Annotated in this window: 31 protein-coding genes and 1 pseudogene; 17 read left to right on the top strand and 15 right to left on the bottom strand. The window is 60.5% G+C overall.

Going from position 1 to position 26,475, the window contains the following annotated elements:
- Positions 1–36: 36 nt before the first annotated feature.
- Positions 37–1,101, bottom strand: a pseudogene (locus QU606_RS33140) (methyl-accepting chemotaxis protein); the annotation flags it as partial.
- Between the two features lie 264 nt (positions 1,102–1,365).
- On the opposite strand from QU606_RS33140, the gene QU606_RS30200 reads away from it, so the two are divergent.
- Positions 1,366–1,983 carry an FKBP-type peptidyl-prolyl cis-trans isomerase gene (locus QU606_RS30200; protein ID WP_003176055.1) on the top strand — a complete coding sequence of 206 codons (618 nt, stop codon included), beginning with the start codon at positions 1,366–1,368 and terminating at the stop codon, positions 1,981–1,983.
- A 135-nt stretch (positions 1,984–2,118) separates the two neighbouring features.
- Here QU606_RS30200 and QU606_RS30195 read toward each other — a convergent pair whose 3' ends face one another.
- The 3 genes from QU606_RS30195 to QU606_RS30185 form a co-directional block, all read right to left on the bottom strand.
- Positions 2,119–2,376, bottom strand: a complete 258-nt coding sequence (locus QU606_RS30195) for a hypothetical protein (RefSeq protein WP_024077374.1) — start codon at positions 2,374–2,376, stop codon at positions 2,119–2,121.
- Between the two features lie 159 nt (positions 2,377–2,535).
- Positions 2,536–2,877 (bottom strand): zinc ribbon domain-containing protein YjdM, encoded by a 342-nt coding sequence (locus QU606_RS30190; RefSeq protein ID WP_024077373.1) that lies wholly within the window; start codon positions 2,875–2,877, stop codon positions 2,536–2,538.
- A 145-nt stretch (positions 2,878–3,022) separates the two neighbouring features.
- Entirely contained in the window at positions 3,023–3,991 is a 969-nt protein-coding gene (locus QU606_RS30185; protein ID WP_024077372.1) for a polyprenyl synthetase family protein, read from the bottom strand.
- Positions 3,992–4,230: 239 nt separating this feature from the next.
- On the opposite strand from QU606_RS30185, the gene rplU reads away from it, so the two are divergent.
- From rplU to QU606_RS30150, 7 genes are all read left to right on the top strand, one after another.
- Positions 4,231–4,545 (top strand): 50S ribosomal protein L21, encoded by a 315-nt coding sequence (gene rplU / locus QU606_RS30180; protein WP_017847748.1) that lies wholly within the window; start codon positions 4,231–4,233, stop codon positions 4,543–4,545.
- Positions 4,546–4,579: 34 nt separating this feature from the next.
- Positions 4,580–4,855: a 50S ribosomal protein L27 gene (gene rpmA / locus QU606_RS30175; RefSeq protein ID WP_024077370.1), complete on the top strand. Its 276-nt coding sequence runs from the start codon at positions 4,580–4,582 to the stop codon at positions 4,853–4,855.
- A 193-nt stretch (positions 4,856–5,048) separates the two neighbouring features.
- Positions 5,049–6,272, top strand: a complete 1,224-nt coding sequence (cgtA, locus tag QU606_RS30170; RefSeq protein WP_024077369.1) for an Obg family GTPase CgtA — start codon at positions 5,049–5,051, stop codon at positions 6,270–6,272.
- 127 nt (positions 6,273–6,399) lie between these two features.
- Positions 6,400–7,518: a glutamate 5-kinase gene (gene proB, locus QU606_RS30165; RefSeq protein WP_041161022.1), complete on the top strand. Its 1,119-nt coding sequence runs from the start codon at positions 6,400–6,402 to the stop codon at positions 7,516–7,518.
- A 16-nt stretch (positions 7,519–7,534) separates the two neighbouring features.
- Positions 7,535–7,999, top strand: a complete 465-nt coding sequence (locus tag QU606_RS30160; protein ID WP_015885841.1) for a CreA family protein — start codon at positions 7,535–7,537, stop codon at positions 7,997–7,999.
- A 101-nt stretch (positions 8,000–8,100) separates the two neighbouring features.
- Entirely contained in the window at positions 8,101–8,583 is a 483-nt protein-coding gene (locus QU606_RS30155; RefSeq protein ID WP_304997923.1) for a glutathione peroxidase, read from the top strand.
- A gap of 141 nt (positions 8,584–8,724) precedes the next feature.
- Positions 8,725–9,828 (top strand): NADH:flavin oxidoreductase, encoded by a 1,104-nt coding sequence (locus QU606_RS30150; protein ID WP_304997922.1) that lies wholly within the window; start codon positions 8,725–8,727, stop codon positions 9,826–9,828.
- A 186-nt stretch (positions 9,829–10,014) separates the two neighbouring features.
- Here QU606_RS30150 and QU606_RS30145 read toward each other — a convergent pair whose 3' ends face one another.
- Both QU606_RS30145 and cysZ read right to left on the bottom strand, forming a co-directional pair.
- A complete protein-coding gene (locus QU606_RS30145) occupies positions 10,015–11,193 on the bottom strand; it encodes a glycosyltransferase family 1 protein (protein ID WP_041161021.1) in 1,179 nt (392 codons plus the stop codon).
- Positions 11,194–11,247: 54 nt separating this feature from the next.
- Positions 11,248–12,012 carry a sulfate transporter CysZ gene (gene cysZ / locus QU606_RS30140; protein WP_024077364.1) on the bottom strand — a complete coding sequence of 255 codons (765 nt, stop codon included), beginning with the start codon at positions 12,010–12,012 and terminating at the stop codon, positions 11,248–11,250.
- A gap of 294 nt (positions 12,013–12,306) precedes the next feature.
- On the opposite strand from cysZ, the gene trxB reads away from it, so the two are divergent.
- The gene (gene trxB, locus QU606_RS30135; protein WP_024077363.1) at positions 12,307–13,269 is read left to right on the top strand and encodes a thioredoxin-disulfide reductase; all 963 of its coding nucleotides are present in this window, start codon (positions 12,307–12,309) and stop codon (positions 13,267–13,269) included.
- A 165-nt stretch (positions 13,270–13,434) separates the two neighbouring features.
- Here the strand turns inward: trxB and QU606_RS30130 are convergent, their stop codons facing one another.
- From QU606_RS30130 to QU606_RS30105, 6 genes are read right to left on the bottom strand one after another with little or no spacing between them, the layout of a single operon-like run.
- A complete protein-coding gene (locus tag QU606_RS30130; RefSeq protein ID WP_024077362.1) occupies positions 13,435–13,776 on the bottom strand; it encodes a HopJ type III effector protein in 342 nt (113 codons plus the stop codon).
- A complete protein-coding gene (locus QU606_RS30125; protein WP_024077361.1) occupies positions 13,769–14,065 on the bottom strand; it encodes a DUF1244 domain-containing protein in 297 nt (98 codons plus the stop codon). The genes QU606_RS30130 and QU606_RS30125 overlap by 8 nt, the downstream gene beginning before the upstream one ends.
- Positions 14,066–14,088: 23 nt before the next feature.
- Entirely contained in the window at positions 14,089–14,460 is a 372-nt protein-coding gene (folX, locus tag QU606_RS30120) for a dihydroneopterin triphosphate 2'-epimerase (protein WP_003194073.1), read from the bottom strand.
- Positions 14,461–14,462: 2 nt separating this feature from the next.
- Positions 14,463–15,023 (bottom strand): GTP cyclohydrolase I FolE, encoded by a 561-nt coding sequence (gene folE / locus QU606_RS30115; protein WP_024077360.1) that lies wholly within the window; start codon positions 15,021–15,023, stop codon positions 14,463–14,465.
- 20 nt (positions 15,024–15,043) lie between these two features.
- Entirely contained in the window at positions 15,044–15,754 is a 711-nt protein-coding gene (folM, locus tag QU606_RS30110; RefSeq protein WP_304997921.1) for a dihydromonapterin reductase, read from the bottom strand.
- 57 nt (positions 15,755–15,811) lie between these two features.
- Positions 15,812–16,372 carry an antibiotic biosynthesis monooxygenase gene (locus tag QU606_RS30105; protein ID WP_024077358.1) on the bottom strand — a complete coding sequence of 187 codons (561 nt, stop codon included), beginning with the start codon at positions 16,370–16,372 and terminating at the stop codon, positions 15,812–15,814.
- A 212-nt stretch (positions 16,373–16,584) separates the two neighbouring features.
- On the opposite strand from QU606_RS30105, the gene QU606_RS30100 reads away from it, so the two are divergent.
- Positions 16,585–17,544 carry a MerR family transcriptional regulator gene (locus QU606_RS30100; protein WP_024077357.1) on the top strand — a complete coding sequence of 320 codons (960 nt, stop codon included), beginning with the start codon at positions 16,585–16,587 and terminating at the stop codon, positions 17,542–17,544.
- Between the two features lie 2 nt (positions 17,545–17,546).
- Here the strand turns inward: QU606_RS30100 and QU606_RS30095 are convergent, their stop codons facing one another.
- Both QU606_RS30095 and QU606_RS30090 read right to left on the bottom strand, forming a co-directional pair.
- On the bottom strand, positions 17,547–18,152 hold the full coding sequence (locus QU606_RS30095) for a hypothetical protein (RefSeq protein WP_024077356.1): 606 nt from the start codon (positions 18,150–18,152) through the stop codon (positions 17,547–17,549).
- Between the two features lie 60 nt (positions 18,153–18,212).
- On the bottom strand, positions 18,213–18,680 hold the full coding sequence (locus QU606_RS30090; protein ID WP_304997920.1) for a PAS domain-containing protein: 468 nt from the start codon (positions 18,678–18,680) through the stop codon (positions 18,213–18,215).
- Between the two features lie 129 nt (positions 18,681–18,809).
- Here QU606_RS30090 and QU606_RS30085 point away from each other — a divergent pair, with 129 nt between their 5' ends.
- Positions 18,810–19,265 carry a flavodoxin gene (locus QU606_RS30085; RefSeq protein ID WP_304997919.1) on the top strand — a complete coding sequence of 152 codons (456 nt, stop codon included), beginning with the start codon at positions 18,810–18,812 and terminating at the stop codon, positions 19,263–19,265.
- Here the strand turns inward: QU606_RS30085 and QU606_RS30080 are convergent.
- Positions 19,246–20,142 carry a LysR family transcriptional regulator gene (locus QU606_RS30080; protein WP_024077353.1) on the bottom strand — a complete coding sequence of 299 codons (897 nt, stop codon included), beginning with the start codon at positions 20,140–20,142 and terminating at the stop codon, positions 19,246–19,248. The genes QU606_RS30085 and QU606_RS30080 overlap by 20 nt on opposite strands.
- Positions 20,143–20,241: 99 nt before the next feature.
- On the opposite strand from QU606_RS30080, the gene QU606_RS30075 reads away from it, so the two are divergent.
- From QU606_RS30075 to QU606_RS30050, 6 genes are all read left to right on the top strand, one after another.
- A complete protein-coding gene (locus tag QU606_RS30075) occupies positions 20,242–20,628 on the top strand; it encodes a CidA/LrgA family protein (protein ID WP_024077352.1) in 387 nt (128 codons plus the stop codon).
- On the top strand, positions 20,618–21,304 hold the full coding sequence (locus QU606_RS30070; protein WP_024077351.1) for an LrgB family protein: 687 nt from the start codon (positions 20,618–20,620) through the stop codon (positions 21,302–21,304). Before QU606_RS30075 ends, QU606_RS30070 begins: the two co-directional genes overlap by 11 nt.
- A gap of 150 nt (positions 21,305–21,454) precedes the next feature.
- The gene (locus QU606_RS30065; protein WP_024077350.1) at positions 21,455–22,237 is read left to right on the top strand and encodes a class II aldolase/adducin family protein; all 783 of its coding nucleotides are present in this window, start codon (positions 21,455–21,457) and stop codon (positions 22,235–22,237) included.
- The gene (locus QU606_RS30060) at positions 22,237–23,139 is read left to right on the top strand and encodes an alpha/beta fold hydrolase (protein WP_304997918.1); all 903 of its coding nucleotides are present in this window, start codon (positions 22,237–22,239) and stop codon (positions 23,137–23,139) included. Before QU606_RS30065 ends, QU606_RS30060 begins: the two co-directional genes overlap by 1 nt.
- Before the next feature lie 136 nt (positions 23,140–23,275).
- Positions 23,276–24,187, top strand: coding sequence for an SDR family oxidoreductase (locus tag QU606_RS30055; protein ID WP_024077348.1), 912 nt, complete (start codon positions 23,276–23,278; stop codon positions 24,185–24,187).
- Positions 24,188–24,706: 519 nt separating this feature from the next.
- A complete protein-coding gene (locus QU606_RS30050) occupies positions 24,707–26,473 on the top strand; it encodes a DUF1302 domain-containing protein (protein ID WP_024077347.1) in 1,767 nt (588 codons plus the stop codon).
- Positions 26,474–26,475: the final 2 nt, after the last annotated feature.

The raw sequence follows: 26,475 nt of genomic DNA, 5'->3' as shown, positions 1-26,475 counted from the left end.
GCCGTCGCGAATGCCGCTGATCAGCTCACGCAGGGTCGTGCCCATGCGCTGGATGCCTTGTTGCAATACGCCCAGTTCATCGCGGCGGGTGACCTGGATATTGTGGCTCAGGTCGCCGGAAGCAATGCGTTCCACCACGGCCAGGGTTTCCTGGATCGGGCGGGTGATCTGGCGGGTGATAACCAGGGCGGCGATGATGCCCACCAGCAGGGCGAGCAAGGTGCTGATCAATTGCAGGCTGCGGGCCTGGGCGCTTTCAGCGTCACGACGATCCAGCTGGATGTCGTAGAGCTTGTCGCTGATGGTGACGATATCGGCACCTTGGGTGGTCATTTCAGCGCGTGCCGAGACGATATTGGCATTGGCTGCCTTGTAGTTCTGCACGGCGCTGCGATAGGCACCGAGGGCGCTTTCCAGTGCGCTGAGCGCGCTCTGTTGGCTGGTACCGAACGCCGCGCCAAGGCCCTTGAGGCCGCTGATGGCTTTTTCGATTTGTGCCGCTGCGCGGGCTTCGGTATCGGCGTTGACGTTACCGGTATAGCCGCGCACTTCGTAGCGGGCCAACTGGAACTCTTGCTTGGCATGGGTCACGGCCTGGAACTGAGTGAAACGTTCCGGGCTTTCGGGCATCTGTTGCACGTTGGTGTCCAGTGCGTCGATCTGTGCGTTGGCTATATCGGCCTTATCGCCCATTACCTGGCGTGCGGCGTTGCCGTTGCGGTAGGCCTCGCGCATCTTGTTCAGGGACTGCTGATATGCCGTGATGATAGCCTTTTGCTCGTTGAGCAGCTTGACGTTCTCCGGGCTCTTGAAGTTGTCCAGGAGCTTTTGCTGCTGGGCGGCGAACGCGTCCAGGCTGGTCTGTACGTTTTGTGCAACGGCTTCATCGCCGTTGGCCAGCATGTATTGCAGGCGCACGATGCGCAGCTTGGTCAGGGAGGCGTTGAGCTGGGTGATATCGCTCATCCAGTTGCTACGGTCGATCAGGCTGCCCAGGCTGGTCCAGCCGGTCAGCGCCAGGATCGAGGTGAGGACAAGCACCAGGCCGAAGCCCAGGCCCAGTTTGAGGTTGACGCTGATGTTACCGAACCAGCTGTTCATCTAATGCTCCGCAAAGTTGATGTCTGTCTGCTGGACGGTGTTGTTGTTTGAGCCAGCCAAGGTGTTCAGGCCATATCGGCGGGGGGGCGGGAAACTGAAACGATTAATTTGCAAACCGACGCGTGGAGCCCGGTATAACCGAGCGCCGGTGCCAGGCAGGCATGACGGCGGCTCTCATCCCGCACTCATTTTCTGTGCTAGTCTGCTGGCCCTTTTAGTTCTGGGTAGTACGGGAAACCAGCTGCCCTACAGCGGAGCCTCTTCATGTCCGAAGTTAATCTGTCCACCGACGAAACCCGCGTCAGCTACGGCATCGGCCGTCAGTTGGGCGACCAACTGCGCGACAACCCACCACCCGGTGTAAGCCTTGACGCGATCCTGGCGGGCCTGACCGACGCGTTCGCCGGCAAACCGAGCCGTGTTGACCAAGAGCAAATGGCCGCCAGCTTCAAGGTCATCCGCGAAATCATGCAAGCCGAAGCCGCTGCCAAGGCTGAAGCCGCTGCTGGCGCTGGCCTGGCTTTCCTGGCTGAAAACGCCAAGCGTGATGGCATCACCACTCTGGCTTCCGGCCTGCAATTTGAAGTACTGACTGCCGGTGATGGCGCCAAGCCGACCCGTGAAGACCAGGTGCGTACGCACTACCACGGCACCCTGATCGACGGCACTGTGTTCGACAGCTCCTACGAGCGTGGCCAGCCAGCAGAATTCCCGGTTGGCGGCGTGATTGCCGGTTGGACCGAAGCGCTGCAACTGATGAATGCTGGCAGCAAATGGCGCCTGTACGTGCCGAGCGAGCTGGCTTACGGCGCTCAAGGCGTTGGCAGCATCCCGCCGCACAGCGTTCTGGTATTCGACGTCGAGCTGCTCGACGTTCTGTAAGACCTGCTTTTGATTACCTGTAGGAGCCAGCGTGCTCGCGAAACACGTCAACGATGACGCGGGCATCCTGGATGAACGCGTTGCTTGTGCGTTCTTCGCGAGCACACTCGCTCCTACAGGATTTTGCAGGGTTGCTCATGGATGAAACTTGCCATTGAGCTCTGTCGTCGGGCGCAATGCCCGGGCATAGCAGAATAGAAACAGGTTACGCACCACTTCCTTCAGTACACCGGGTTCACTGGAACTCAGGCCATTCACGTCCAGGTCGCCTTGGTCCTGCAGTTCGTTCAACGCTTCCTCCTCCAGCACGGCACAGACTTCTCCGGTTTCCCGATGAAGGATTCGCAGGTAAGGGTGGGGACGGTCCAGCCAGGCATCTATCAAATAAGTCATGGTCGTTCTCCTTGATGGGTTTCAATGAGAATAATTCTTATTCGTGGAATAGCAAGTGCCTATTGGCGGTTTGTGGATTTTTCTGTGTGGGTATTGCGTTCGATCAACGCGGAGGGCGAAACGCCATCCCGCGGCGGGCGCGGGATGGAGGCAACAGGATCAGACTTTGCGAACGAACTCGGACTTGAGTTTCATCGGGCCGATACCGTCGATCTTGCAGTCGATATCGTGGTCGCCGTCGCACAGGCGAATATTCTTGACCTTGGTGCCGACCTTGACCACCAGGGAGGTGCCCTTGACCTTGAGGTCCTTGATCACGGTGATGGTGTCGCCGTCCTGCAGGACGTTGCCCACAGAGTCTTTCTTCACGGTTTCATCGCCGGCCGCTTCGGCCTCGCCTGTGGCGGACCACTCATGGGCGCATTCCGGGCAGATCAGTTGTGCGCCGTCTTCGTAGGTGTATTCGGAATTGCATTTCGGGCAGGGTGGCAACGTGCTCACTAAAGCTCCTTAAAGGTCAGGATGGCTAAAAGTCGCACATTATATAGGGAATTGCAGCGAGGCAGGGCGCGCTCTTGGATGGGGAGTACAAACTAAGTGTGGGAGGGAGCAAGCCTCCTCCCACATTGGCCCGCGTCTGCAGGTGTCAGTGCGTGCGCGCGACCGCAAACTCACTCAGCTCCACCAGGGCGTCCCGGTATTCGCTGGCTGGAAGGGCTTCCAGGCACTTGATCGCACGGGCCACGTAGTCGCGTGCCAGTTGTGCGGTGTATTCCAGCGAGCCCGAGGCTTCCACGGCTGCGCGGATGCTTTCCAGGTCTTCGATCCCGCCTTTCTGGATCGCCTTGCGCACCAGGGCCGCCTGTTCCGGCGTACCTTCGCGCATGGTGTAGATCAGCGGCAAGGTCGGTTTGCCCTCGGCCAGGTCGTCACCGACGTTCTTGCCCAGGGTTTCGGCGTCACCACGGTAGTCGAGCAAGTCGTCCACCAGTTGGAACGCCACGCCCAGGTGGTCGCCAAAGGTACGCAGGGCTTCGGCCTGTTCGGCAGTCGCTTCGCACAGGGCTGCGGCGCTGTGGGTCGAGGCTTCGAAGAGCATCGCGGTCTTGCCGCGAATCACTTCCATGTAGGTTTCTTCGGTGGTGCTGGCGTCGCGAACCTTCGACAGCTGCAGCACTTCGCCTTCGGCGATGATGCGCGTGGCCTGTGAAAGAATCTTCATCACCGGCATCGAGCCCAGTTCGACCATCATTTCGAATGAGCGCGAGTACAGGAAGTCGCCGACCAGCACGCTGGGCGCATTGCCCCACATGGCATTGGCAGTTTCACGGCCACGGCGCATGCCGGACATGTCGACCACGTCGTCATGCAGCAGGGTGGCGGTGTGCAGGAATTCGATGGTGGCGGCCAGCAGGCGCAGGTCATCGCCTTCGCGGCCCAGGGCCTTGCCACACAGCAACACTAATAAAGGACGCAGGCGTTTGCCGCCCGCCGACGTAATATAGTCGCCAATTTTGGAGACCAGCGGCACTTTAGAAGTCAGCTGCTGCTTGATGATGCCGTCGACGGCGCTAAAATCGTCCGCGACCGCGCGGTAGAAAGCTTGGGGTTGCATCAGCGACAGTCGCTCCAGAAGGGTTGCGCGGCATGCTAGGACCCTGACCCCCGAGTGTCAAGGCGCGATAGACGGCCACTTGCAAGGCGTCAAAGGCTTGCGTACAATCGCGCACCCTGAACTTCCTGGGCAGCACCTGCCTTACGCAATTGCATTCGGGACGTCCATCCCATGCAGCCATGCCAGCCAATACCTCTTCTTATAAAGCGCTGGGTGAGCAGGATTATCGGAGAAATACCATGTCGTACGCAGTAATTGTTACTGGTGGCAAGCAATACAAGGTCGCCCCAGGTGAATACCTGAAGATCGAAAAACTGGAACTCGCTACCGGCGACTCCGTTACCTTTGATCGCGTTCTGTTGGTCGCCAATGGCGATGACGTGAACATCGGCGCTCCAGTTGTTGCTGGCGCTACCGTTGTGGCTGAAGTGATCTCCCAAGGTCGTCACGATAAAGTCCGCATCATCAAGTTCCGTCGTCGTAAGCACCACATGAAGCGTATGGGCCACCGCCAGTGGTACACCGAGATCAAAATCACCGGTATTCAGGCTTAATTTCAGCCTAATTCCTCACTAGGAGAATTGACTCATGGCACACAAAAAAGCTGGTGGTAGTACCCGTAACGGTCGCGACTCAGAAGCCAAACGCCTTGGCGTGAAGATGTATGGCGGCCAGGTAATCATCCCGGGCAACATCATCGTGCGTCAGCGCGGCACCCAATTCCACGCCGGTTACGGTGTTGGCATGGGTAAAGATCACACTCTCTTCGCTAAAGTCGAAGGCGTGATCAAGTTCGAAGTAAAAGGCGCCTTCGGTCGTCGTTACGTGAGCATTGTCCCGAAGACTGACGTCGTCGCGGCATAATTACGTAGTTGCTGGAAAAGCCCTGTCTCGCGACGGGGCTTTTTCGTTTGTGGGGTGAGTCTCTTGCAAAGCTGTTTGTAATGGGCTCAAGCGCTGGATTTGCGGTCGTTGATTGAGGTCGCTGCGCTCATTTTTGCAAGAGTCTTATGTCTTGGTTTCTTAAGCTCGTCCGTGCGGCGAGAGGCGTTTTGTTATGAAGTTCGTTGATGAAGTTTCCATCCGAGTAAAAGCAGGCGACGGCGGTAACGGTTGCATGAGTTTCCGTCGCGAAAAATTCATCGAAAACGGTGGCCCCAACGGCGGTGACGGCGGTGACGGCGGTTCCATCTACATGATGGCCGACGAAAACCTCAACACCCTGGTGGACTACCGTTACACCCGGCACTTCGATGCCGAGCGTGGCTCCAACGGTGGCAGCACCGATTGCACCGGTAAAAAAGGCGAAGACCTGGTACTGCGCGTACCGGTCGGCACCACGATCATCGACTCCGCCACCCAGGAAGTAATTGGGGACCTGACCAAGGCCGGCCAGAAGCTGATGGTTGTGCAGGGCGGCTGGCACGGTCTGGGTAACACCCGATTCAAGTCCAGTACCAACCGTGCGCCACGCCAGACCACGCCGGGCAAGCCGGGCGAACAGCGTGACCTCAAGCTGGAAATGAAAGTCCTCGCCGACGTGGGCCTGCTGGGCCTGCCAAACGCCGGCAAAAGTACCTTCATCCGCTCGGTCTCTGCCGCCAAGCCGAAAGTCGCCGACTACCCGTTCACCACCTTGGTGCCGAACCTGGGTGTGGTCAGTGTCGATCGTTGGAAAAGCTTCGTGATCGCTGACATCCCCGGCCTGATCGAAGGTGCTTCCGATGGTGCTGGCCTGGGTATTCGCTTCCTCAAGCATTTGTCGCGTACCCGTTTGCTGCTGCACCTCGTCGACATGGCGCCGCTGGATGACACCAGTGCACCGGACGCCGCCGAAGTGATTGTCAGCGAGCTGACCAAGTTCAGCCCGTCCCTGGCTGAGCGGGATCGCTGGCTGGTGCTGAACAAATGCGACCAGATCCTCGAAGAAGAGCACGAGGAGCGCGTCAAGGAAATCGTCGATCGCCTGGAATGGACAGGTCCGGTCTACGTGATCTCGGCCATCGCCAAAGAAGGCACCGAGCGCCTGACCCGCGACATCATGCGCTACCTGGAAGACCGCGCCGACCGCCTGGCGGCCGACCCGGTGTTCAAGGCCGAACTCGCCGAGCTCGACCAGCGCATCGAAGACGAAGCCCGTGCCCAGCTGCAGGCTCTGGATGACCAGCGTGCCCTGCGTCGCAGCGGCGTGAAGTCGGTCCATGACATCGGCGACGATGATTGGGACGAGGAAGACGTGGATGATGAAGACGGTCCGGAAATCATTTACGTGCGCGACTGATCCGTTGCGATAAACTTGAACGCCGCTCCCAGGAGCGGCGTTTTGGTATCTGGGTATACCTGTAGTCACTAATAACGTTATGGGCGGCGCTGGGTCGCGTGCAGCCCTCTATCTAAGGTTGAAGATGATGCGGAGCAAAGTGACAGGTGCGCAGCGCTGGGTCGTAAAGATCGGAAGTGCGCTGTTGACGGCGGATGGCAAGGGGCTCGATCGCGCAGCCATGAGCGTCTGGGTCGAGCAGATGGTGGCCTTGCATGAGGCGGGTGTCGAGTTGGTACTGGTCTCGTCCGGGGCGGTTGCCGCCGGAATGAGCCGCCTCGGCTGGACCGCGCGACCCAGCGCGATGCACGAACTGCAAGCCGCCGCCGCTATCGGCCAGATGGGCCTGGTGCAAGCCTGGGAGTCCAGTTTTGCCGAGCACGGTCGCCATACGGCGCAGATCCTGCTGACCCACGACGACCTGTCAGACCGCAAGCGTTACCTCAACGCCCGCAGTACCTTGCGCGCCCTGGTGGAGCTCAAGGTCATCCCGGTGATCAACGAGAACGACACGGTGGTCACCGACGAAATCCGTTTCGGCGACAACGACACCCTGGCTGCCCTGGTGGCCAACCTGGTGGAAGCCGACTTGCTGGTCATCCTTACCGACCGCGACGGCATGTTCGACGCCGACCCCCGCAACAACCCTGATGCCCAACTGATCTACGAAGCCCGCGCCGATGACCCGGCGCTGGACGCCGTGGCTGGCAGCGTTGGCGGCGCCCTGGGGCGTGGTGGCATGCAGACCAAGCTGCGCGCCGCGCGCCTGGCTGCACGTTCCGGCGCCCATACCATCATCGTCGGTGGGCGCCTGGAACGTGTGCTGGATCGCCTCAAGGCCGGTGAACGCATCGGCACGCTGTTGTCGCCCGAGCGTGGCATGCTGGCGGCGCGCAAGCAGTGGCTGGCCGGGCATCTGCAAACCCGTGGCACCCTGGTGCTGGATGATGGCGCCGTATCGGCACTGTCCCAAGGCAACAAGAGCCTGCTACCGGTGGGCGTCAAATTGGTGCAGGGCAGCTTCCGCCGCGGCGAGATGGTGGTGTGCGTGGCGTCGGACGGACGCGAAATCGCCCGTGGCCTGGCCAATTACAGTGCCCTGGAAGCGCAGAAAATCATTGGGCAGTCGTCTGATGCGATTGTCGGTCTATTGGGTTACATGGCGGAACCGGAACTGGTGCACCGCGACAACCTGATCCTGGTTTAAACGAAAGGAATACACGATGCGCGTGATGAAGGGATTGCTCGGCCTGCTGTTGGCCATGCCATTGCTGGCCTCGGCCGAAGAGATTGGCCAGGTTTCGACGGTGTTCAAATTTGTCGGCCCCAACGACCGGATCGTGGTCGAAGCGTTCGATGACCCCAAGGTCGACGGGGTGACCTGCTACCTGTCGCGCGCTAAGACCGGCGGCGTGAAAGGCGGGCTGGGCTTGGCCGAAGACCGTGCCGAGGCATCGATCGCCTGCCGTCAGGTCGGGCCGATCCGCTTCAAGGGTGAACTCAAGGATGGCGACGAAGTATTCAAGGAACGTACCTCGCTGGTGTTCAAGACCATGCAGGTGGTGCGTTTCCTCGACAAGAAGCGCAATACCCTGGTGTACCTGGTCTACAGCGACCGCCTGATCGAAGGCAGCCCACAGAACGCAGTCACCGCGATACCGATTTTGCCGTGGCCGACCGCTCAGTAGTTCGCAGGCGAGTTTTGTAATCGGCGTCTATGATTGCAGACTTGCGGGTTGTAATCTCGAACAGCCGCAATGCTAAGAACATGGGATATCTGGAGTTCGTCATGAGTGCTTTCCACGATCTGAAACTCAAAGCTTTGGACGGACAAGAGCTGGCGCTGGCGCCCTTCAAGGGGCAAGTTGTGCTGGTGGTCAACGTGGCTTCCAAATGTGGCTTGACCCCGCAATATGCGGCGTTGGAAAACCTCTACCAGCAATACAAGAACCAGGGTTTTACCGTGCTTGGCCTGCCGTGCAACCAGTTTGCAAGCCAGGAACCGGGCACCGAAGAGGAAATCCGCAAGTTCTGCGACCTGAACTACGGCGTGACCTTCCCCCTGGGCAGCAAACTCGATGTAAACGGCCCTGAGCGTCATCAGTTGTACCGTTTGCTGGCGGGCGAGGGGGCCGAGTTTCCAGGGGATATCACTTGGAACTTCGAGAAATTCCTATTGGGCAAGGATGGTCGGGTGCTTGCGCGCTTTTCGCCGCGTACCGCGCCGGAAGATCCGACGGTCGTCCAGGCCATCGAAAAAGCCCTGGCTTGAACAGCACGCTCGCCACAGGTTGGTGACAACCGGCGGGCTTCTACTTTTATCCCTTAATCACCCAGATCAATAGTGCTACTCAGCCCTTCGCACTCCTCATATTATCCGCATCATAAACCCCGTCTCCCGTGGAGTGCTCCCATGCCTGTCCAAGCCTTGTTCAAACCGTTCCAGCTCGGTGCACTGCAGCTGTCGACCCGTGTGGTCATGGCGCCGATGACCCGTTCTTTTTCCCCAGGTGGCGTGCCTAACGCCAAGGTCATCGAGTACTACCGCCGCCGTGCCGCCGCAGGCGTGGGCTTGATCATCACCGAAGGCACCGTGGTCGGTCACCTGGCCTCCAACGGCTACCCGAATGTTCCGCATTTCTATGGCGAAGCGGCGCTGGCCGGCTGGAAGAAGGTGGTCGACGCCGTGCACGCCGAAGGCGGCAAGATCGTCCCGCAGTTGTGGCATGTGGGCAGCGTGCGCCGTATCGGTACTGAGCCTGATGCCAGCGTGCCGGCGTATGGCCCGATGGAAAAACTCAAGGATGGCAACGTGGTCGTTCACGGCATGACCACCCAAGACATCAAAGACGTGATCAACGCCTTCGCCCAGGCGGCCAAGGATGCCCGACGCATCGGCATGGACGGCGTGGAAATCCACGGTGCCCACGGCTATCTGGTCGACCAGTTCTTTTGGGAAGGCAGCAACCAGCGTACCGACGAATACGGTGGCAGCCTGGCCAACCGCTCGCGCTTTGCCATCGAGCTGATCCAGGCAACCCGCGCGGCAGTTGGCCCGGACTTTCCGATCATCTTCCGTTTCTCCCAGTGGAAACAGCAGGACTACAGCGCACGTCTGGTGCAAACCCCCGAGGCGCTGGGCGAATTTCTCAAGCCGTTGTCTGACGCCGGCGTGGACATATTCCACTGCTCCACGCGTCGTTTCTGGGAGCCTGAATTTGAAGGTTCCGACCTCAACCTCGCCGGCTGGACTCGCCAGCTCACCGGTAAACCGACCATCACGGTCGGCAGTGTCGGTCTGGATGGCGAGTTCCTGCAATTTATGGTCAACACCGACAAGGTTGCGCAACCGGCCAGTCTGGAAAAACTGCTGGAGCGTTTGAACAATGATGAGTTCGATCTGGTCGCCGTGGGCCGCGCCTTGCTGGTGGACCCGGATTGGGCAGTGAAGGTGCGCGAAGGCCGCGAGGGCGACATCCTGCCGTTCAGTCGTGAGGCGTTGATGAGCCTGGTGTAAAAGGCTGGGCGCCCGCTGATTGCCAGCGGGCTCTCTATTATTTGTCGATCATGAATGACCTGCCTCTTTTTTGAGCGCGCTCCATGGGGGGAGTCCCCTCATCTGGTAGGTGTCATGTCGTGCAAGCCATTATTCAAGGGCTAGGCTGGCAGGAGGGCGAACCGACTGACGTCATTCGCCGATCGTTCAACGAACGTAAGGCAGGGTGGGAACAGCAAAAGGTTCTCCGCACACACCGCGTAGCTGGTTCTCGAACTGCTCGATAATTGCCGGCCAGCCCTGGTGACTGGCATGCCGACGGGCATTGAGGCGTGCCCTGCGTAAATGCTCACGATCTTCCAGCAGCCAATTGGCCGCATCGCAGAACGCTTCCTCATCGCCGGGCATCGCCAGCACACCGTTGTAACCATGACGGATGTGCTGGGTCGCGGCCGCTTGGTCGTATGCCACCACCGCGAGCCCGGAGGCCATGGCTTCCAGCACCACATTGCCGAAGGTTTCCGTCAGGCTGGGAAACAGGAACAGATCCCCCGAGGCGTAGTGGCGCGCCAGTTCTTCGCCGCGCCGGGTACCGCAGAATATGGCTTGCGGCAGATCGTGCTCCAGCAGCGCACGTTGCGGCCCGTCACCGACCACGATCAGTTGCAGGCGACGCTGTGGATAAGTATCGCGCAGGGTATCGAAGCAACGCTTGAGCATGCCCAGATTCTTTTCCTGCGCCAGGCGCCCGACATGCAGCACCGCAATATCGTCATTGCCCAGGCCCCAGCTCTCGCGTAATGCGTTATCGCGCTTGGCCGGGTTGAACAGTTGGCTGTCCACCCCGCGCGACAACATCCCCAGGCGCTCGAAGTGCCGGCGTTCCAGTTCCAGGCGTTGGCTGGCGCTGGGTACCAGGGTCAAGGTCGAGCGGTTATGAAACCAGCGCAGGTAGTGCGTGACCACGCGGCTCAACAGGCTCATGCCGTACTGGTTCGAGTACTGTTGGAAATTGGTGTGAAAGCCGCTGACCACGCTGATCCCCAGGCGACGCGCGGCGCGTAGCGCCGATAACCCGAGCGGGCCTTCTGTGGCGATGTACAGCACGTCCGGGCGCTGGCGTGTCCAGCGTCGTAGCAGCTTGTGCATTGACGACTGCCCCCACTGCAGGCCTGGATAGCCAGGCAACGGCCAGCCGCGACACAGCAACAACTGGTCGTCGCTGGTCCGGCTCTGATCGGTGCCTTGGCGTGGGCGCACCAGCTCGACCTGATGGCCGCGTGCGCGCAAACCGTCACACAGGCGGCCAAGGGTATTGGCCACCCCGTTGATCTCTGGCGGGAAGGTTTCGGTGATCAGGGTGATGTGAAGCGAAGCTGTCGTCATGACCCACAGTGTCGCCGTGGGCCATGTCGTCATTGTGTCATTGAGATGATGGATTTATGACTTGATTGCCTTTGGCGTGGCCATCGCCTCGGCGCCCTGCTCGCGCACCCAGAACAATGTGGCCCCGGCCACTGCCGCCGGCATCATCAACAGGTTGACCACCGGCACCAGCAACACCAGGTAGACGATGCCGCCGAAACTCATGCTCTGCCAGCGTTTCTGGCGCAGCCAGGCGAGCATTTCGTTCCAGCCCAGCTTGTGGTTGTCGGCCGGGTAGTCGATGTACTGGATTGCCATCATCCACACGCCGAACAACAGCCACAGCGGCGCGGCGATCAGGTTCACCACCGGAATGAATGACAGGATAAACAGGCCAATGGCCCGTGGCAGGAAGTAGCCCAGCTTGCGCATTTCCCGGGCCAGTGTGCGAGGGACCATGGCCACCAGTTCGCCCCAACTGAACGGCGGGAAGTCATCGGTGCCGCGCACCACGACCTCGACCTTCTCGGCGAGAAAACCGTTGAACGGTGCCGCGATGATATTGGCGAGCATGGTGAAGGTGAAAAACACCATCAGCACCACCAGCACCACGAACAAGGGCCACAGGATATAGCTGAGGAAACTCAACCAGCCGGGCAGGGTCGGCATCAAGGTGTCGACCCACAGGCTGAACTGATGGCCGGCGAAATAGATCAAGCCGACGAACAGCACCAGGTTGATCGCCAGCGGCAGCAGCACAAACAGGCGCAGGCCAGGGCTGAGGACCAGTTTGAGGCCTTCGCGCAAATATTGCGGACCGGAAAGAGCGGGGGCGGGCATGGAGGACTCCGAACAGGATGACGAACGCGCCGACCTTACCGGCTTTGCCGACAGGGCGAAAGCGCGGCTGGTATGACGACATCAACGGTAACAAAGGCGTCGATTAATCGGGTCGACAGCATAGAGACCACCTATGAGCTGGATTGTTATTCCGTATTTCCTTAATCTTGCCTCCCTCGATACGCTGCACCCATTATTTTTCAGGGTCTGCGAGTGAAAGCCTTCCCCAAGTGCTTCGTGGTCCCTTTTTTATTCCAGCCGTCTTGTGGTCCGGGCGGTCGATAGGAGTGATTCATGTCTGATACCCGTCATTCGCGAGTGATTATTCTCGGTTCCGGCCCTGCCGGTTACAGTGCTGCTGTCTACGCTGCCCGGGCCAACCTCAAGCCGCTGCTGATCACCGGCATGCAGGCGGGCGGTCAGTTGACCACCACCACTGAAGTCGACAACTGGCCGGGCGATGTCCACGGCCTGACCGGTCCGGTGCTGATGGAGCGTATGAAAGAGCACGCCGAGCGCTTTGAAACCGAGATCGTGTTTGATCACATCAACAGCGTCGACTTCTCGAAAAAGCCTTACAGCCTGACCGGCGACAGCGGCGTCTACACCTGTGATGCGCTGATCATCGCCACCGGCGCCAGCGCCCGCTACCTGGGCCTGCCTTCGGAGGAAGCGTTCATGGGCAAGGGCGTGTCCGCCTGCGCGACCTGCGACGGTTTCTTCTACCGCAACAAGCCGGTCGCCGTGGTCGGTGGTGGCAACACCGCGGTGGAAGAAGCGCTGTACCTGGCCAACATCGCCAGCACCGTGACCCTGGTTCACCGCCGCGAAACCTTCCGCGCCGAGAAGATCCTGATCGACAAACTGCATGCCCGTGTCGCTGAAGGCAAGATCATCCTCAAGCTCAATGCCACCCTGGACGAGGTCCTGGGCGACAACATGGGCGTGACCGGTGCCCGCCTGAAAAACAACGACGGCAGCTTCGACGAGCTGAAAGTCGACGGCGTGTTCATCGCCATCGGCCACACCCCGAACACCTCGCTGTTCGAAGGCGTGCTGGACGCCAAGGACGGTTACCTGGTGGTACAGGGCGGCCGTGAGGGCAATGCCACCGCGACCAACATCGAAGGTATCTTCGCTGCCGGTGACGTGGCCGACCACGTCTATCGCCAGGCTATCACCTCGGCCGGCGCCGGCTGCATGGCGGCGCTGGATGCCGAGCGTTACCTCGACGGTTTGGGCAACGCTTCGCTCTAAATCCGTTGAGCAAAAAAAACCGGCTGCGAGGCCGGTTTTTTTGTGAGTGCGATTTAAATGTGGGAGGGGGCTTGCCCCCGATAGCAGTCTTTCAGCCAAGTATTCGTTAGCTGAGACACCGCTATCGGGGGCAAGCCCCCTCCCACATGTTGATCGACATCTGACTCAGGATTTGCGGGTCAGTGGCTGGGCGGCGAACTTCACGCCTGCCAACCCATGGGCAATCAACGCCCGAATATTGCCATGGTCGCTGCCCTCGGGCGTCGCCACCACCGAGCGGTAATGCTCGCCGAAGGCCAGCAGTGCTTCCTGATCGCTCAAGCCTTCCAGCAGCGCCAGGCCCAGGGTCTTGCATGAACCTTCGTTCTGCCCGGCGGCGTTTTCCACGGTGCCATTGGTAAAGGCCTGCGGCTGGTAGTCATAACCGGCAGTGACGAACGCCAGGGTATCGGCAAAGGCATGTTCGCCGCTGTTGAGGCTGGCGCGCAGGGTATTTAAATCAGTCATGGGTTTTTCCTTGGGCAAACGCCGCCTGTTGCTCGGCGCTGGCTTCTTTCTGGTATTGGGCTTTCCACTCGGCGTACGGCATGCCGTACACCACTTCGCGGGCGTCATCGAGGCTCAGCTCGATCTGGCGCTCGTCGGCCTCGGCCTTGTACCACTTCGATAGGCAGTTACGGCAGAAACCGGCGAGGTTCATCAGGTCGATGTTCTGCACATCCTTGCGGCTGTCCAGGTGCGCCACCAACCGGCGAAAGGCGGCGGCTTCAAGTTCGAGGCGTTGTTGGTCGTTCATAGGGCTCACGCAGATTCAAGAGGTTAGCGGCTGGCCGCCAGGGTAATCGACACCGACTCGGCAAAGCGCAGCGCATGGGGCTTGTCCACTTCGACTTCGGCGTACAGCACCGATTCGTTGCTCATCACCAGGTCCAGCAGTTCCTGGGTCAGGCGTTCGAGCAAGGCAAAGCGGTTGCCTTCGACATGGGCGATGATCGCCTTGGTGATGGTGCGGTAGTTCAGCGCGTGGTCGATATCGTTGTCACGCACGGCTTCCTGGGCGGCATACAGGATGGTCAGGTTGATCAGCACATCCTGCTTGTTGAGGATTTCGTCCTCGTTGATGCCGATAAAGGTGCGCAGGCACAGGTCCTTGACCCGGATGCGCGCCATGCCTGGTTGAAGTTGTGGCATTGCTACTTGCTCCGTCCAATCAGTTGCAGGAACTCCATGCGCGTGGTGTTCGACTCGCGAAAGGCGCCGAGCATCACCGAGGTGTTCATGGTTGAATTCTGTTTTTCCACGCCGCGCATCATCATGCACATGTGCTTGGCTTCGATCACCACGGCCACGCCGGCGGCCTGGGTCACTTCCTGGATGGCGTCGGCGATCTGCCGCGTGAGGTTTTCCTGGATCTGCAGGCGCCGCGCGAACATGTCGACGATGCGCGCCAGCTTTGACAGGCCCAGCACCTTGCCGGTCGGAATATAGGCCACGTGGGCCTTGCCAATGAAGGGCAGCAGGTGGTGCTCGCACAGCGAGTACAACTCGATGTCCTTGAGGATCACCATCTCGTCATTGTCGGAGGCGAACAGCGCGCCGTTGACGATTTCTTCGAGGTTCTGCTCGTAGCCATGACACAGGTACTGCATGGCCTTGGCGGCGCGCTTGGGGGTGTCGAGCAAGCCTTCGCGTTCCGGGTCTTCGCCCAGGCCCTTGAGGATCTCGCGGTAATGGTGGGGCAGGGATAAGGTCATACAACATCCTCACAAACGGCTTACTTGATATGCCGCCCGCCGTTGACGGTCAGGGTGGTACCGGTGACATAGGGGTTGTCCAGCAGGTAACGCACGCTCTGGTAGATCACCTCGGGCCCGGGCTCGATGCCCAGCGCCGACTTGGCGAGGACCTTGGCGCGGTAGGCCGCGTTATCGCCCTCGTTGAACATCACCATCGCCGGGGCGATGCCGTTGACCTTGATCCGCGGCGCAAATTGCGCGGCAAACGAAAGCGTGAGGCTATCGAGCCCGGCCTTGGTGGCGCAGTAGGCGATGTGCTGGCGGCTACCTTTGCGCACGACATCATCGCTCATATGCACGATGTCGGCGGGTGAAGAACGTTGCAGCAAGGGTGAACAATGCAGGTTGATCAGGTACGGCGCAAGCATGTGCACACTGAACATGTCGGTCAAGGCACGGCTTTCGTCGCCAGGGGTTTCTGCAACCCAGGCCGAGGCGTTGTGGATGATGGCCCGCAGGCTATCAGTTTGGCTCTTGAGTTCAGCGATAAAGGCCAGGATGCCGGCCTCGCTGGAGAAATCGGCAAACAGGCCGATCGCACCACGCTCGCGCAGGGCGTGTACACCGGGGCGTTCACTGCGGTAACTGAAAATGACCGGTTGCCCTTCATCCAGCAAGCGCTGGGCGCAATGCAGGCCGACGCGCTGGCCGGCACCGGTGATCAGGATGGGGGCGTTTGGTGCGGTCATGGGAGGCTCGAATCGCTGGCAGGTTGGAACTATACCAGCGACCGGCCGCCCCTGTATTCACGCTGCGGCTTCGGTGGCCTTGCGCGGTGGCGGTGTGGGATGCAACCAGTTCGCCAGCAGGTGTGTCGACAGCGGGATGAACCAGTACACCATCAGCGGCGTAAGGGCCAGGGTGCTGACCAGCACGCGCGGAGCCAGCTCCAGCTCGCTGAGCAGCGGGTTCAGGACGAAATTGAACAGCAGCGACACCGGGAAAAACGCCAGCCAGATCGCTACCGCCTGTTTCCAGCGTGGCGGTCGCGCACCTGCGGCGCCAAACCAACCGTCGATGCCACGCACGCGATGCTCGGACGGGTCGGCAAACAGCTCGCTGCCGCGGCCCAACCACGCGCTGCGTGAAGCGGAGAACTCCCAGGCATGCAAGGTGGTTTCATCGGCGAAACGGAAAATGATCTGGAATTCATCGTCATCGGGCGGTGGGGCCAGCACGCCGGAGCCCAGGTAACCGGGGAAATCGGTGGCCAATTGCTCGCCTTCGCGCAGCCAGGCCATCAGTTCTTCATAGCGCCCTTTGGCCACGCGGCGCGCAACCATCAGGGTGACGGGTGAGGTAGACATTGTGTATCTCCAATATTCGGGTGTGCGGAACCGGGTAGGTGGCACACAGGCGTAGTCGCGGGGTGTTGCGGCTGCGCAAAAAAACAGGCAAGGATTATTCCCGTTTTACCCAAATACACCAGCGACATTGGTCCGAAAATCGGAGAACTTGAAAAAGACAGGTGTAAAGGCGTTAAATGAGCGCCCAGTTAACGTTGGTTTTTTGGTCAAAAATGCCCGTGATTACTGCTCCGCATGATAGTGCTTCGCATCTGGATTCAACGGTTTCCGATAAGCTGTTTCCGATCCGTGAAGTCTCGAGACTGACAGGCATCAATCCGGTCACCTTGCGTGCCTGGGAGCGTCGTTACGGCTTGATCCAGCCCACGCGCACTGAAAGTGGGCATCGCCTCTATTCCAAGGGCGATATAGAGACAGTCCATCGTATTCTCGATTGGATCGAGCGCGGCGTAGCCGTGAGCAAAGTGGGCAAGATTCTCGCTCGCGACGATCAGCAGGCCAAGGCCGTTCGTGCGGAGCGCGATGTCGTCGAAGAGGGCGAATGGCCGCAGTGGCAGGCGCGGCTGATACAGGCCATCAGCGACTTTGACGACCGTCAACTGGAACGTTTGTATGGGCAGGTTCTGGCTACCTACCCACTCGACGTGGTGTTCCAGGACATTCTGATGCCTCTGTGGAATGAGCTGTTGCGTCATGAGGGGCGTTTCGGCCAGGCGAGCGAATGGTTGTTCTTCGACAACTTCCTGCGCGTACGTGCCTTGGAGCGCCTGCAATTGGCGTGTGCTTCACCCGTGCCGCGGGTATTGCTGGCGGCCATGGCTGGCGAGTGCCGTAAGTTGGAGTTGCTGGTGGCGGCGCTCTTGATGAGTCGAGATGACCTGGCCGTGAAAGTGCTGGGCATGGGGCAGCCGTTTGACGAGTTGACACTGGTCTGCGAGAAGACTCGCCCACAGGCGCTGATCCTCTTCTCCAATTACTCGCATAACCATGACTTTGCCGGGCGCTTGAACCGCTTGGCGTTGACCCTGGATTGCCCGCTGTTTCTTGCCGGTGCGGCTTCGGATCTTGCCCAGGACAACCTGGCCGGCACGTCCGTTGGCTGTCTTGGCAATGAAGGTCGCCTGATGCGGCGCCGCTTGCAACAGTTTCTCAGCGGCGGGCTGGATACCTGATATCAGGCGTGCATTTGTGGGTGGACCAGGCGGTGCTGGTGCAGGATGAATTGGCGCAGGCGCTCAGTTTCATCCACGTCACCTTGGCTCAGGCGATAGGCAAACAGGCCTCGTGCGGTTTCCCGCTCGAAGGTGCCGCGCAGGGCAATGCGTTCATAGCCCGAGGGGCTGAACCACAGGGAAAAGGTTTTCGGCGGCCTGAGCCGGCCACGAATCTCCACCAACACGCCTTTGAAAGACACCTCATGCACCCAGAGTGCGCTGGGTGTTCCCCTGATGTTTTCCAGTGCTACCGGTGTTTCCAGGGCCAGGCGCCATGGGCGGATCATCGGCCCGTCTTCGAAAATGCTGGGTACGCCCAGGCGCAAATGCACCGCATGAAACTCATCTTCCACCAGGTGCAGGGGAAAGGTGAGTTGCTGGTTATCGAATTGCGCCTGGAGAGTGACGTGGTCGTGAGCGGCCAGTCGCGTGAGCAAGTCGCGAAGCTGCGCACCGCCGTTGACAGTCAGGCTCGACGACGGATCCCGCAGGTTGAGCTGCGGGTTGTGCTGCATGTTCTGGATGAAATCCAGTTCGTCCTGAGTCAGAAGCGTGTCGCGTTGCATCAGTCATGCCCACGGGGGGAAGTATTAAAATGCCATTATCCGCTTTAATGACCGTATTTTCTAAATTTTGTTAGATCCGCTCGTCGCCTTGAGCGTCGCCAGCTCGGCCTTGACGCTGGCCAGTTCGGCTTCCAATTGCGCGACGCGCTGCTGGGCCTTGACCTGGAGGGTCACGTCCTTTTGCACACCGACGAAATACGTCTGCTTGTCGGCCTCGTTGTACACCGTCGACAACGACAGTTCGTTCCAGAAGTGGCTGCCGTCCTTGCGGTAGTTGCGCAGGATTTCGCGGCAGGTACCGCCCTGTTCCAGGGCATCGCGGATGGCTATCAGGGCCGGTTGGTCGCGGTCGCCCGATTGCAGGAAGCGGCAGTCCTGATAGAGGATTTCATCCAGGGTGTAGCCGGTGAGGCGTTCGAATGCCGGGTTGACGTAGATAAGTGGCTTGTCCTTGCCTTCACGCTCCGCGACAACGATGCCGTCGTTGGAAGCGTTGATCACCATTTGCATCAGTCGGGCGTTAATCATTGAGCGGTCCATGGCTTGTGGGTGGAACTGGCAGTTTATGACATGCCTTGAATGTTGCACGGCGTGCGCCGAAAATTTTGCGCCAGCTGCTAATATCCCAGGCTTTCGCTCAACCACAGGATCAGATTGATGAAAGTCGCCATCCTTTCCGGCTCGGTGTACGGCACGGCTGAAGAAGTCGCCCGCCACGCCGCCGGCATCCTCAACGCGGCCGGTTTCGACGCCTGGCACAACCCGCGCGCCACCCTGGCGGACGTGCAGGCATTTGCCCCTGAGGCGTTTCTGGCGGTGACCTCCACCACCGGCATGGGCGAGCTGCCTGACAACCTGCAACCGCTGTACTCGGCTATTCGCGACCAGTTGCCCGCTGCCTGGCGTGGCTTGCCCGGTGCGGTGATCGGCCTGGGTGACGCCAGCTACGGCGACACCTTCTGTGGTGGCGGCGAGCAAATGCGCGAGTTGTTCGCCGAACTGGGCCTGCGTGAGGTGCTGCCGATGTTGCGCCTGGACGCCAGCGAAAGCGTCACCCCCGAAACCGACGCCGAGCCATGGCTGACCGAGCTGGTCACTGCACTGCGCGGTTGACCGGGAATTCGCGCAGCAATGCCAGCCAGGCCTGCGCGGCTCTCGAAAGATAGGCGCCCTCGCGCCAGATAAAGGCAATGTCCCAGCGTAGGTAGTCCGGCGCCTTGAGCGTCAGGCGTACCACCCCCGGTCGCACCAGTCCACGGGCGACCACGCTGGGCAACAACACCACTCCTTGGCCAGCGGCGACCAGCGCCGCGAGAAAATCTGCCTGGCCGCTGCGGCCGATTTCCTTCGGGGTAAAACCCAGTTGCCGGCACGCCTGCATCAGTCGGTCGTTGAGCACAAAGCTGCGCTGGTACATCAGGAACGGCGTGTCGGCCAGTTCCTCCAGGCGTACCTGGGCGTTTTCCGCCAGGGGATGATCAATCGGCAGCAACGCGTCCAGCGGTTCATCGCAGAAAGCCTGCCAGGCGAATGCCGGGTCATTGGGCTTCAAGCTCCCGCCGACTTCCAGTTCACCATTGAGGATCGCCTGCTCGATATTGCGACTGCCGCCCTCCAGCAACTGGATCGTCACGTTCGGATAACGCCGCCGGTACTCGGCAAACAGTCCGGCGAACAGCGTATCGCCCCCCAGCAGCGGCAGGCCCAGGCGCAGTTCGCCACGGGTCAGTTGGTGCATGTCGTCCAGCTCGCTGAGCAGCTCGGTTTGCAGGCGCAGCATCGCTTCGGCACGTTGCAGCACCACCTGGCCGGCGGCGGTCAGGCGGATCTGCGAGCCGATGCGGTCCAGCAGCGGCGTGCCGAGGCTTTGTTCCAATTGCGCGACCTGCTTGCTGACGGCCGACTGGCTGATATGCAGGGTTTTCCCGGCCTGGGTAAAACCACCCCGGTGGATCACTTCGACAAAGCTGCGCAGCTGTTTGAATTCCATCAGTCATGATTCCAGTTTGGAATGGCTGGCAGTCTAACAATTCGCTGTGGGGATGGGGGAAGCTTCTCTAAAATGGAGGCCTGCGAGGATCCAAAGCCCATGAAACGTTTCCGCTTCAAACATTTCAGCCGTTTACTCACCGAACTGGTCGTGCTGCTGGCCATTTACCTGCTGGGCACCCAGTTGGCCGTCTGGCTGGCGTGGCCAGTCCCCGGCGGCGTGGTTGGCCTGGGCCTGTTGCTGGCGACCTTCGCCACGGGCCTGGTCAAGCCGGCAGCCCTGCAATTGGGTGCCGGCGTGTTGATGGCCGAGATGCTGCTGTTCTTTATTCCGGCCTTGATGAGCCTGCTGGACTACGGTGGTCTGCTGCGCAACGAAGGCTGGCGCATCTTGTTGGTCATTGGCCTGAGCACCTTGGCGGTGATGCTGGTCACGGCGTTCACCGTGGAATGGGTGTGTCGTTGGAGGCTGCGCCATGAAGCTTGAACTGATGCCGGTGTTCTGGCTGGCCTTGACCCTGGGCACCTATGTTTTCAGTCGCTGGATTTACCGGCGAACCGGCCGCTACCTGTTGTCGCCGCTGATTCTGGTGCCAGTGCTGCTGCTGGCGGTGGCCGTACCGCTGAAAACCGCCTACGCCGAATATGCGACCGACACCCACTGGCTGATGGCGGTGCTGGGCCCGGTTACCGTGGCGTTCGCCGTGCCGATCTGGCAGCAGCGGCGCTTGCTGGCGCGGCATTGGCCGGCGCTGTTGCTGGGCATGGTCGCGGGCAGCGCGGCGTCGATCGGCACCTCGTTCGGCCTGGCCAAAGCGCTGGCGCTGGACAGCGCTGTGACAATGTCCCTGGTGCCGCGCTCCATCACCACACCGTTTGCCATGCCCGTGTCGTCCGACCTGGGCGGCGTACCGGAACTGACGGCGGTGTTCGTGATGCTCACCGGCGTGTTCGGCGCCATGCTCGGCGGCGTGTTGCTCAAGTGGCTGCCGCTGCGTACACCGCTGGCGCGCGGCGCGTTATTTGGCGTGGGCGCCCATGGTGCGGGCGTCAGCCGCGCCCATGAAGTGGGCGGCGAAGAGGGCTCTGTCGCGGGGCTGGTGATGGTGTTGACAGGGTTGCTCAACCTGTTCGCCGCGCCTTTATTGGCGGCGCTTCTCTGACGCGAATTAAACAAAGTTCAACTATTCTCTGTGCTGACTCGTTCGGTCATCAAGCTGGCTGCCAAGGCAACTACGGCAGCCATGAGGTCTGACTAGACTGGCCCTTCACTCAAGAAAAATAATAAAAAACGTGTCAAGGAGGTCATTGCCGTGAGCCTAGCCCCTGCACCATTGCCACAGAACGTCAAAGACCAGGTCAGTGCCGTCGAATGGCAAACCCGTGTCGACCTGGCCGCCTGCTACCGCCTGGTGGCGATGCATGGTTGGGATGACCTGGTCTTCACCCATATCTCGGCCAAGGTGCCGGGTACCGACGATTTTCTGATCAACCCGTACGGGCTGATGTTCCATGAGATCACTGCTTCGAGCCTGGTCAAGGTCGATCAGGCCGGTAACAAACGGATGGACAGTCCCTACGAGATCAACCCGGCGGGCTACACCATCCACAGCGCGATCCACGAAGTGCGCCATGACGTGGTCTGCGTGCTGCATACCCACACGGCCGCCGGTGTCGCGGTGGCCGCGCAAAAGCAGGGCGTATTACCAATCAGCCAGCAGTCACTGTTCGTGCTGTCGAGCCTGGCCTATCACGCCTACGAAGGCGTGGCGCTGAACCATGAGGAAAAGGCCCGCTTGCAGGCGGACCTCGGTGAAAACAACTTCCTGATGCTGCACAACCACGGTCTGTTGACGTGTGGCGGCACCATCGCCGATACCTTCCTGATGATGTTCATCTTCCAGCGCGCCTGCGATATCCAGGTGCTGGCGCAAAATGGCGGGGCTGAACTGATTACCATCGCGCCGCAGATCCTTGCCGGTGCCAAGGCAATGGCGGCGGCGGTCACAAAGAGTGCCCAAGGCATGGGGGGCGCGCTGGCCTGGCCGGCGCTGCTGCGCAAACTCGAGCTTCAAGACCCCGGGTATAAAAGCTGATGCCACTCGCCGAGATCCCGCTCAGAGCCTGGCGCAAGCGTGGCCAGGATTTCGTCTTTCGCGGCCGTACCCTTCGTTACTGGGTGGCCGGGCAGGGCGAGCCGTTGCTATTGATCCATGGCTTCCCGACCGCCAGTTGGGACTGGCATTACCTGTGGCAGCCCCTGGCCCAGCGTAACCTGGTGATCGCCTGCGACATGCTCGGGTTTGGCGATTCAGCCAAGCCGCTGGACCACACCTATTGCCTGTTGGAACAGGCGGATCTGCAACAGGCGCTGCTCGAGCACCTGGGCGTGCGGCAGTCGGTGCACGTGTTGGCCCATGACTACGGTGACAGCGTCGCCCAGGAGTTGCTGGCGCGGCACTACGAAGGCCGGTTTCAGATGGCCAGTTGTGTGTTTCTCAACGGCGGGTTGTTCCCCGAAACCCATCGCGCGGCGTTGGTACAGAAACTGTTGCTCAGCCCCGTGGGCTGGATGATCGGCCGCGCGTTCGGGCGCAGCGCCTTGTCCGACAGCTTCAACCAGATTTTCGGCCCCGACACCCTCCCCAGCGAAAGCGCCCTCGATGATTTCTGGAGCTTGATCAACTGCAACGACGGCCCGCGCATCCTGCACAAGTTGATCGCCTACATTCCCCAGCGTCGGCGCCTGCGCGAGCGGTGGGTGGAGGCGATGCAGCGCGGCGAGGTGCCGTTGCGCGTGATCGATGGGGAAATCGATCCGATCTCCGGTGCCCACATGGTCGAGCGCTACCAGCAATTGGTGCCCCACGCCGACACGGTATTGTTGGCCAATATCGGCCACTACCCGCAGATCGAGGCGCCGGTACAGGTGCTCAAGCATTATCTGGCCTTTCGCGAGCGGATTGGGCAAGTGGCGCCGCGCAGGGCTTATTCCTGAGAGGCGCTCCTACAGGAAAGCGGGTGATCATCCTGCTGCCTTATCGCGCACCATTCAGCCGTGGCTGTATTTATTGTGACTGCAAGCGCGGTGCCTGACACTCGACCCATTCCCATTGTCCCCATTGGAGTTTGGTATGAGTCAGTCAGTGCAGTTCCAGGATAAGGTCGTGATCGTCACCGGCGCCGGCGGCGGGTTGGGCCGTGCCCATGCACTGCTGTTCGCGCGGCACGGAGCCAGGGTGCTGGTCAACGACCTCGGCGGTTCCACCCAGGGCGAGGGGGCGAACGCATCAGCGGCCGACCGCGTGGTGGCCGAGATTCGCGACGCTGGCGGCATTGCCGAAGCCAACCATGATTCCGTCACCGACGGCGAGAAAATCGTCCAGAACGCCTTGGACGTCTTCGGCCGTGTCGACGTGGTGGTCAATAACGCGGGCATCCTGCGCGACAAAACCTTCCACAAGATGGACGACAGCGACTGGGACCTGGTTTACCGCGTGCATGTCGAAGGCGCCTATAAAGTCACTCGCGCCGCCTGGCCTCATCTGCGTGAGCAAAGCTATGGCCGGGTGATCTTTACGGCGTCCACCTCGGGCATCTACGGCAATTTCGGCCAGTCCAACTACGGCATGGCCAAGCTTGGCCTGTATGGCCTGACCCGTACACTGGCCCTGGAAGGCCGCAAGAACAACATCCTGGTCAATGCCATTGCGCCCACCGGCGGCACGCGCATGACCGAAGGCTTGATCCCGCCGCAGGTATTCGAGCGCCTCAAGCCGGAACTGGTCAGCCCACTGGTGGTGTACCTGGGCAGCGAGGCATGCCAGGAAACCGCCGGGCTGTTCGAAGTCGGCGGCGGCTGGATCGGCAAGACCCGCTGGGAGCGCAGCCTGGGTGTGGGCTTCGACCCGGAGGCCGGGTTCTCGCCGGACGATGTGGCCGCGCACTGGCAGCAGATCTGTGACTTCGAAGGCGCCGCTCACCCCAAGGACAATATCGAGGCGTTGAAGGAGATGATGGCCAATTTGCAGAAATTCAGCCTTTGATCATTACGTGATCGTTATTAAATACTACGGGGCGCTGAGGGCGCCCCGTTTTATTGCGGGCATAAAAAAGGCCGCTGCAAAGCAGCGGCCGAAGTAAGACGTTGGATCAAGGAGCGATAAATCAACGTCAGTGAACAGCGGTAACAGATTGAAAACAGGCACCAATCTATCGAAGTCTGGCTTGTCTCCCGGTTGCGGGAGTGGGCTGTTTGCCCTGAAAGCCAGGTAAGAATAGTCGCTTGTAACAAAATGAGTAATCCCGCTTCGTGACAAGGACTGTTACTGAATCAGCAACAGTACCTTCGCGGTGCCCGTCCTGCCGCCAAGCCGCCCATCCATTCCCCTGATAACCCGCCATCCATCCAATCCATGGCCCCGCCCAAACCCCGGCCAGAGCGCCCATTCATCCTTTCGAGCGACAACACGAATACCTCCTTGGTGCGCTTATCGCTCCCGTTGGGCGGCAGTAGGGTGGGGCCTTCTGTCACTCACCGGGGAAGACGCATGACAAAAACAACAATGCGCGCCATCTTCACGCCACAGGCGCTGGCTGCAGCGGTTGCACTGGGCTGCTGCGCCCAGGCACAGGCTGTTTCGTTCAATATTGGCGAGATCGAAGGGCAATTCGATTCCTCACTGTCGGTTGGCGCCAGCTGGGGCATGCGCGATGCCGACAAGAAGCTGGTGGGCGTGGCCAACGGCGGTACCGGCCAGGCGTCGACCGGGGATGACGGACGGTTGAACTTCAAGAAGGGCGAGACCTTCTCGAAAATCTTCAAGGGCATTCATGACCTGGAGCTCAAGTACGGCGACAGCGGTGTGTTCGTGCGCGGCAAGTACTGGTACGACTTCGAGCTGCAGGATGAAGACCGTGAGTTCAAGCAGATCAGTAACCACCATCGCGACGAAGGCGCACGTTCTTCCGGCTACGAGCTGCTGGACGCGTTCGTCTATCACAACTATTCCATCGGCGACCTGCCGGGCAACGTGCGCGTGGGCAAGCAGGTGGTCAGCTGGGGTGAGAGCACCTTTATCGGCAACTCCATCAACAGCATCAACCCCATCGACGTCTCGGCCTTCCGCCGCCCCGGTGCGGAGATCAAGGAAGGGCTGATCCCGGTGAACATGCTGTTCGCCTCCCAAAGCCTGACCAACCAATTGACGGTGGAAGGTTTCTACCAGTTGAACTGGGAAAACACCGTGGTGGATAACTGCGGCACCTTCTTTGGCAACGATGTGGTGGCCCATGGCTGCAACAACAACTACACCGTCGGCAGCGCGGCGGCTGCGGGCTTCCAGCCGCTGGCCAATGCGTTCGGGCAAGGCTACCAGGTGACGCAGGAAGGCATCGTGGTGCAACGCGGCAAGGACCGCGATGCCCGGGACAGCGGCCAATGGGGCGCAGCATTGCGTTGGCTGGGGGACGACACCGAGTACGCGGTGTACTTCATGAACTACCACAGCCGTACGCCGACCGTCGGCACCACCAGTGCAGGGCAGAGCACGCTTACTGCTTTGGGCGGCATGCTGCCTCTGGTGCCGGGCGCGCTGCGTCCTTCGCTGGCTTCAAGCGTGATGCTCGGCCGTGGCCAGTACTACCTCGAATACCCGGAAGACATTCGGCTCTACGGCGCCAGCTTCTCGACCACCTTGCCCACCGGCACCGCCTGGAGTGGTGAGATCAGCTACCGGCCGAATGCACCGGTGCAGTTGAACACCACTGACCTGACCCTGGCCCTGGTCAACCCGGCCGCTCCCGGCACCTCAGTGATCAGTTCCTCGGCGGGTGCAGACAACACCGGTTACCGCCGCAAGCAAGTCACCCAGGCGCAAACCACATTGACCCAGTTCTTCGACCAAGTGATGGGCGCCGATCGCCTGACGCTGGTGGGCGAAGCCGGCGTCACCTACGTGGCGGGCCTGGAAGCCAAGAGCAAGCTGCGTTATGGCCGTGACTCGGTCTACGGCGTCTACGGCTACCAGGGCGATCATGATGGCTTTGTCACCGCGACCTCTTGGGGCTACCGCGCCCGCGCGATCCTTGACTACAGCAACGTATTCGCCGGGGTCAACCTCAAGCCCAACCTGTCGTGGTCCCATGACGTCAAGGGTTATGGCCCCAACGGCTTGTTCAACGAAGGGGCCAAGGCGGTCAGCATTGGGGTCGATGCCGACTACCGCAACACCTACACCGCCAGCCTGAGCTACACCGACTTTTTCGGTGGCCACTACAACACCCTGACCGACCGCGACTTCCTCGCCCTCAGCGTCGGCGCGAACTTCTGATC

Origin of the sequence: Pseudomonas sp. OVF7, assembly GCF_030644265.1 — a bacterium.
GTDB classification, from domain to species: Bacteria; Pseudomonadota; Gammaproteobacteria; order Pseudomonadales; family Pseudomonadaceae; genus Aquipseudomonas; species Aquipseudomonas gorinensis.
Note: the sequence above shows the minus strand (reverse complement) of the source record. Positions and strands in the feature narration are given on the sequence as shown.

Coding starts and splice junctions, on each gene's coding strand:
- QU606_RS30200 (WP_003176055.1), top strand. CDS start 1,366: ATGTCCGAAGTTAATCTGTCCACCGACGAAACCCGCGTCAGCTACGGC.
- QU606_RS30195 (WP_024077374.1), bottom strand. CDS start 2,376: ATGACTTATTTGATAGATGCCTGGCTGGACCGTCCCCACCCTTACCTG.
- QU606_RS30185 (WP_024077372.1), bottom strand. CDS start 3,991: ATGCAACCCCAAGCTTTCTACCGCGCGGTCGCGGACGATTTTAGCGCC.
- rplU (WP_017847748.1), top strand. CDS start 4,231: ATGTCGTACGCAGTAATTGTTACTGGTGGCAAGCAATACAAGGTCGCC.
- rpmA (WP_024077370.1), top strand. CDS start 4,580: ATGGCACACAAAAAAGCTGGTGGTAGTACCCGTAACGGTCGCGACTCA.
- cgtA (WP_024077369.1), top strand. CDS start 5,049: ATGAAGTTCGTTGATGAAGTTTCCATCCGAGTAAAAGCAGGCGACGGC.
- proB (WP_041161022.1), top strand. CDS start 6,400: ATGCGGAGCAAAGTGACAGGTGCGCAGCGCTGGGTCGTAAAGATCGGA.
- QU606_RS30160 (WP_015885841.1), top strand. CDS start 7,535: ATGCGCGTGATGAAGGGATTGCTCGGCCTGCTGTTGGCCATGCCATTG.
- QU606_RS30155 (WP_304997923.1), top strand. CDS start 8,101: ATGAGTGCTTTCCACGATCTGAAACTCAAAGCTTTGGACGGACAAGAG.
- QU606_RS30150 (WP_304997922.1), top strand. CDS start 8,725: ATGCCTGTCCAAGCCTTGTTCAAACCGTTCCAGCTCGGTGCACTGCAG.
- QU606_RS30145 (WP_041161021.1), bottom strand. CDS start 11,193: ATGACGACAGCTTCGCTTCACATCACCCTGATCACCGAAACCTTCCCG.
- cysZ (WP_024077364.1), bottom strand. CDS start 12,012: ATGCCCGCCCCCGCTCTTTCCGGTCCGCAATATTTGCGCGAAGGCCTC.
- trxB (WP_024077363.1), top strand. CDS start 12,307: ATGTCTGATACCCGTCATTCGCGAGTGATTATTCTCGGTTCCGGCCCT.
- QU606_RS30130 (WP_024077362.1), bottom strand. CDS start 13,776: ATGACTGATTTAAATACCCTGCGCGCCAGCCTCAACAGCGGCGAACAT.
- QU606_RS30125 (WP_024077361.1), bottom strand. CDS start 14,065: ATGAACGACCAACAACGCCTCGAACTTGAAGCCGCCGCCTTTCGCCGG.
- folX (WP_003194073.1), bottom strand. CDS start 14,460: ATGCCACAACTTCAACCAGGCATGGCGCGCATCCGGGTCAAGGACCTG.
- folE (WP_024077360.1), bottom strand. CDS start 15,023: ATGACCTTATCCCTGCCCCACCATTACCGCGAGATCCTCAAGGGCCTG.
- folM (WP_304997921.1), bottom strand. CDS start 15,754: ATGACCGCACCAAACGCCCCCATCCTGATCACCGGTGCCGGCCAGCGC.
- QU606_RS30105 (WP_024077358.1), bottom strand. CDS start 16,372: ATGTCTACCTCACCCGTCACCCTGATGGTTGCGCGCCGCGTGGCCAAA.
- QU606_RS30100 (WP_024077357.1), top strand. CDS start 16,585: ATGCCCGTGATTACTGCTCCGCATGATAGTGCTTCGCATCTGGATTCA.
- QU606_RS30095 (WP_024077356.1), bottom strand. CDS start 18,152: ATGCAACGCGACACGCTTCTGACTCAGGACGAACTGGATTTCATCCAG.
- QU606_RS30090 (WP_304997920.1), bottom strand. CDS start 18,680: ATGATTAACGCCCGACTGATGCAAATGGTGATCAACGCTTCCAACGAC.
- QU606_RS30085 (WP_304997919.1), top strand. CDS start 18,810: ATGAAAGTCGCCATCCTTTCCGGCTCGGTGTACGGCACGGCTGAAGAA.
- QU606_RS30080 (WP_024077353.1), bottom strand. CDS start 20,142: ATGGAATTCAAACAGCTGCGCAGCTTTGTCGAAGTGATCCACCGGGGT.
- QU606_RS30075 (WP_024077352.1), top strand. CDS start 20,242: ATGAAACGTTTCCGCTTCAAACATTTCAGCCGTTTACTCACCGAACTG.
- QU606_RS30070 (WP_024077351.1), top strand. CDS start 20,618: ATGAAGCTTGAACTGATGCCGGTGTTCTGGCTGGCCTTGACCCTGGGC.
- QU606_RS30060 (WP_304997918.1), top strand. CDS start 22,237: ATGCCACTCGCCGAGATCCCGCTCAGAGCCTGGCGCAAGCGTGGCCAG.
- QU606_RS30055 (WP_024077348.1), top strand. CDS start 23,276: ATGAGTCAGTCAGTGCAGTTCCAGGATAAGGTCGTGATCGTCACCGGC.
- QU606_RS30050 (WP_024077347.1), top strand. CDS start 24,707: ATGCGCGCCATCTTCACGCCACAGGCGCTGGCTGCAGCGGTTGCACTG.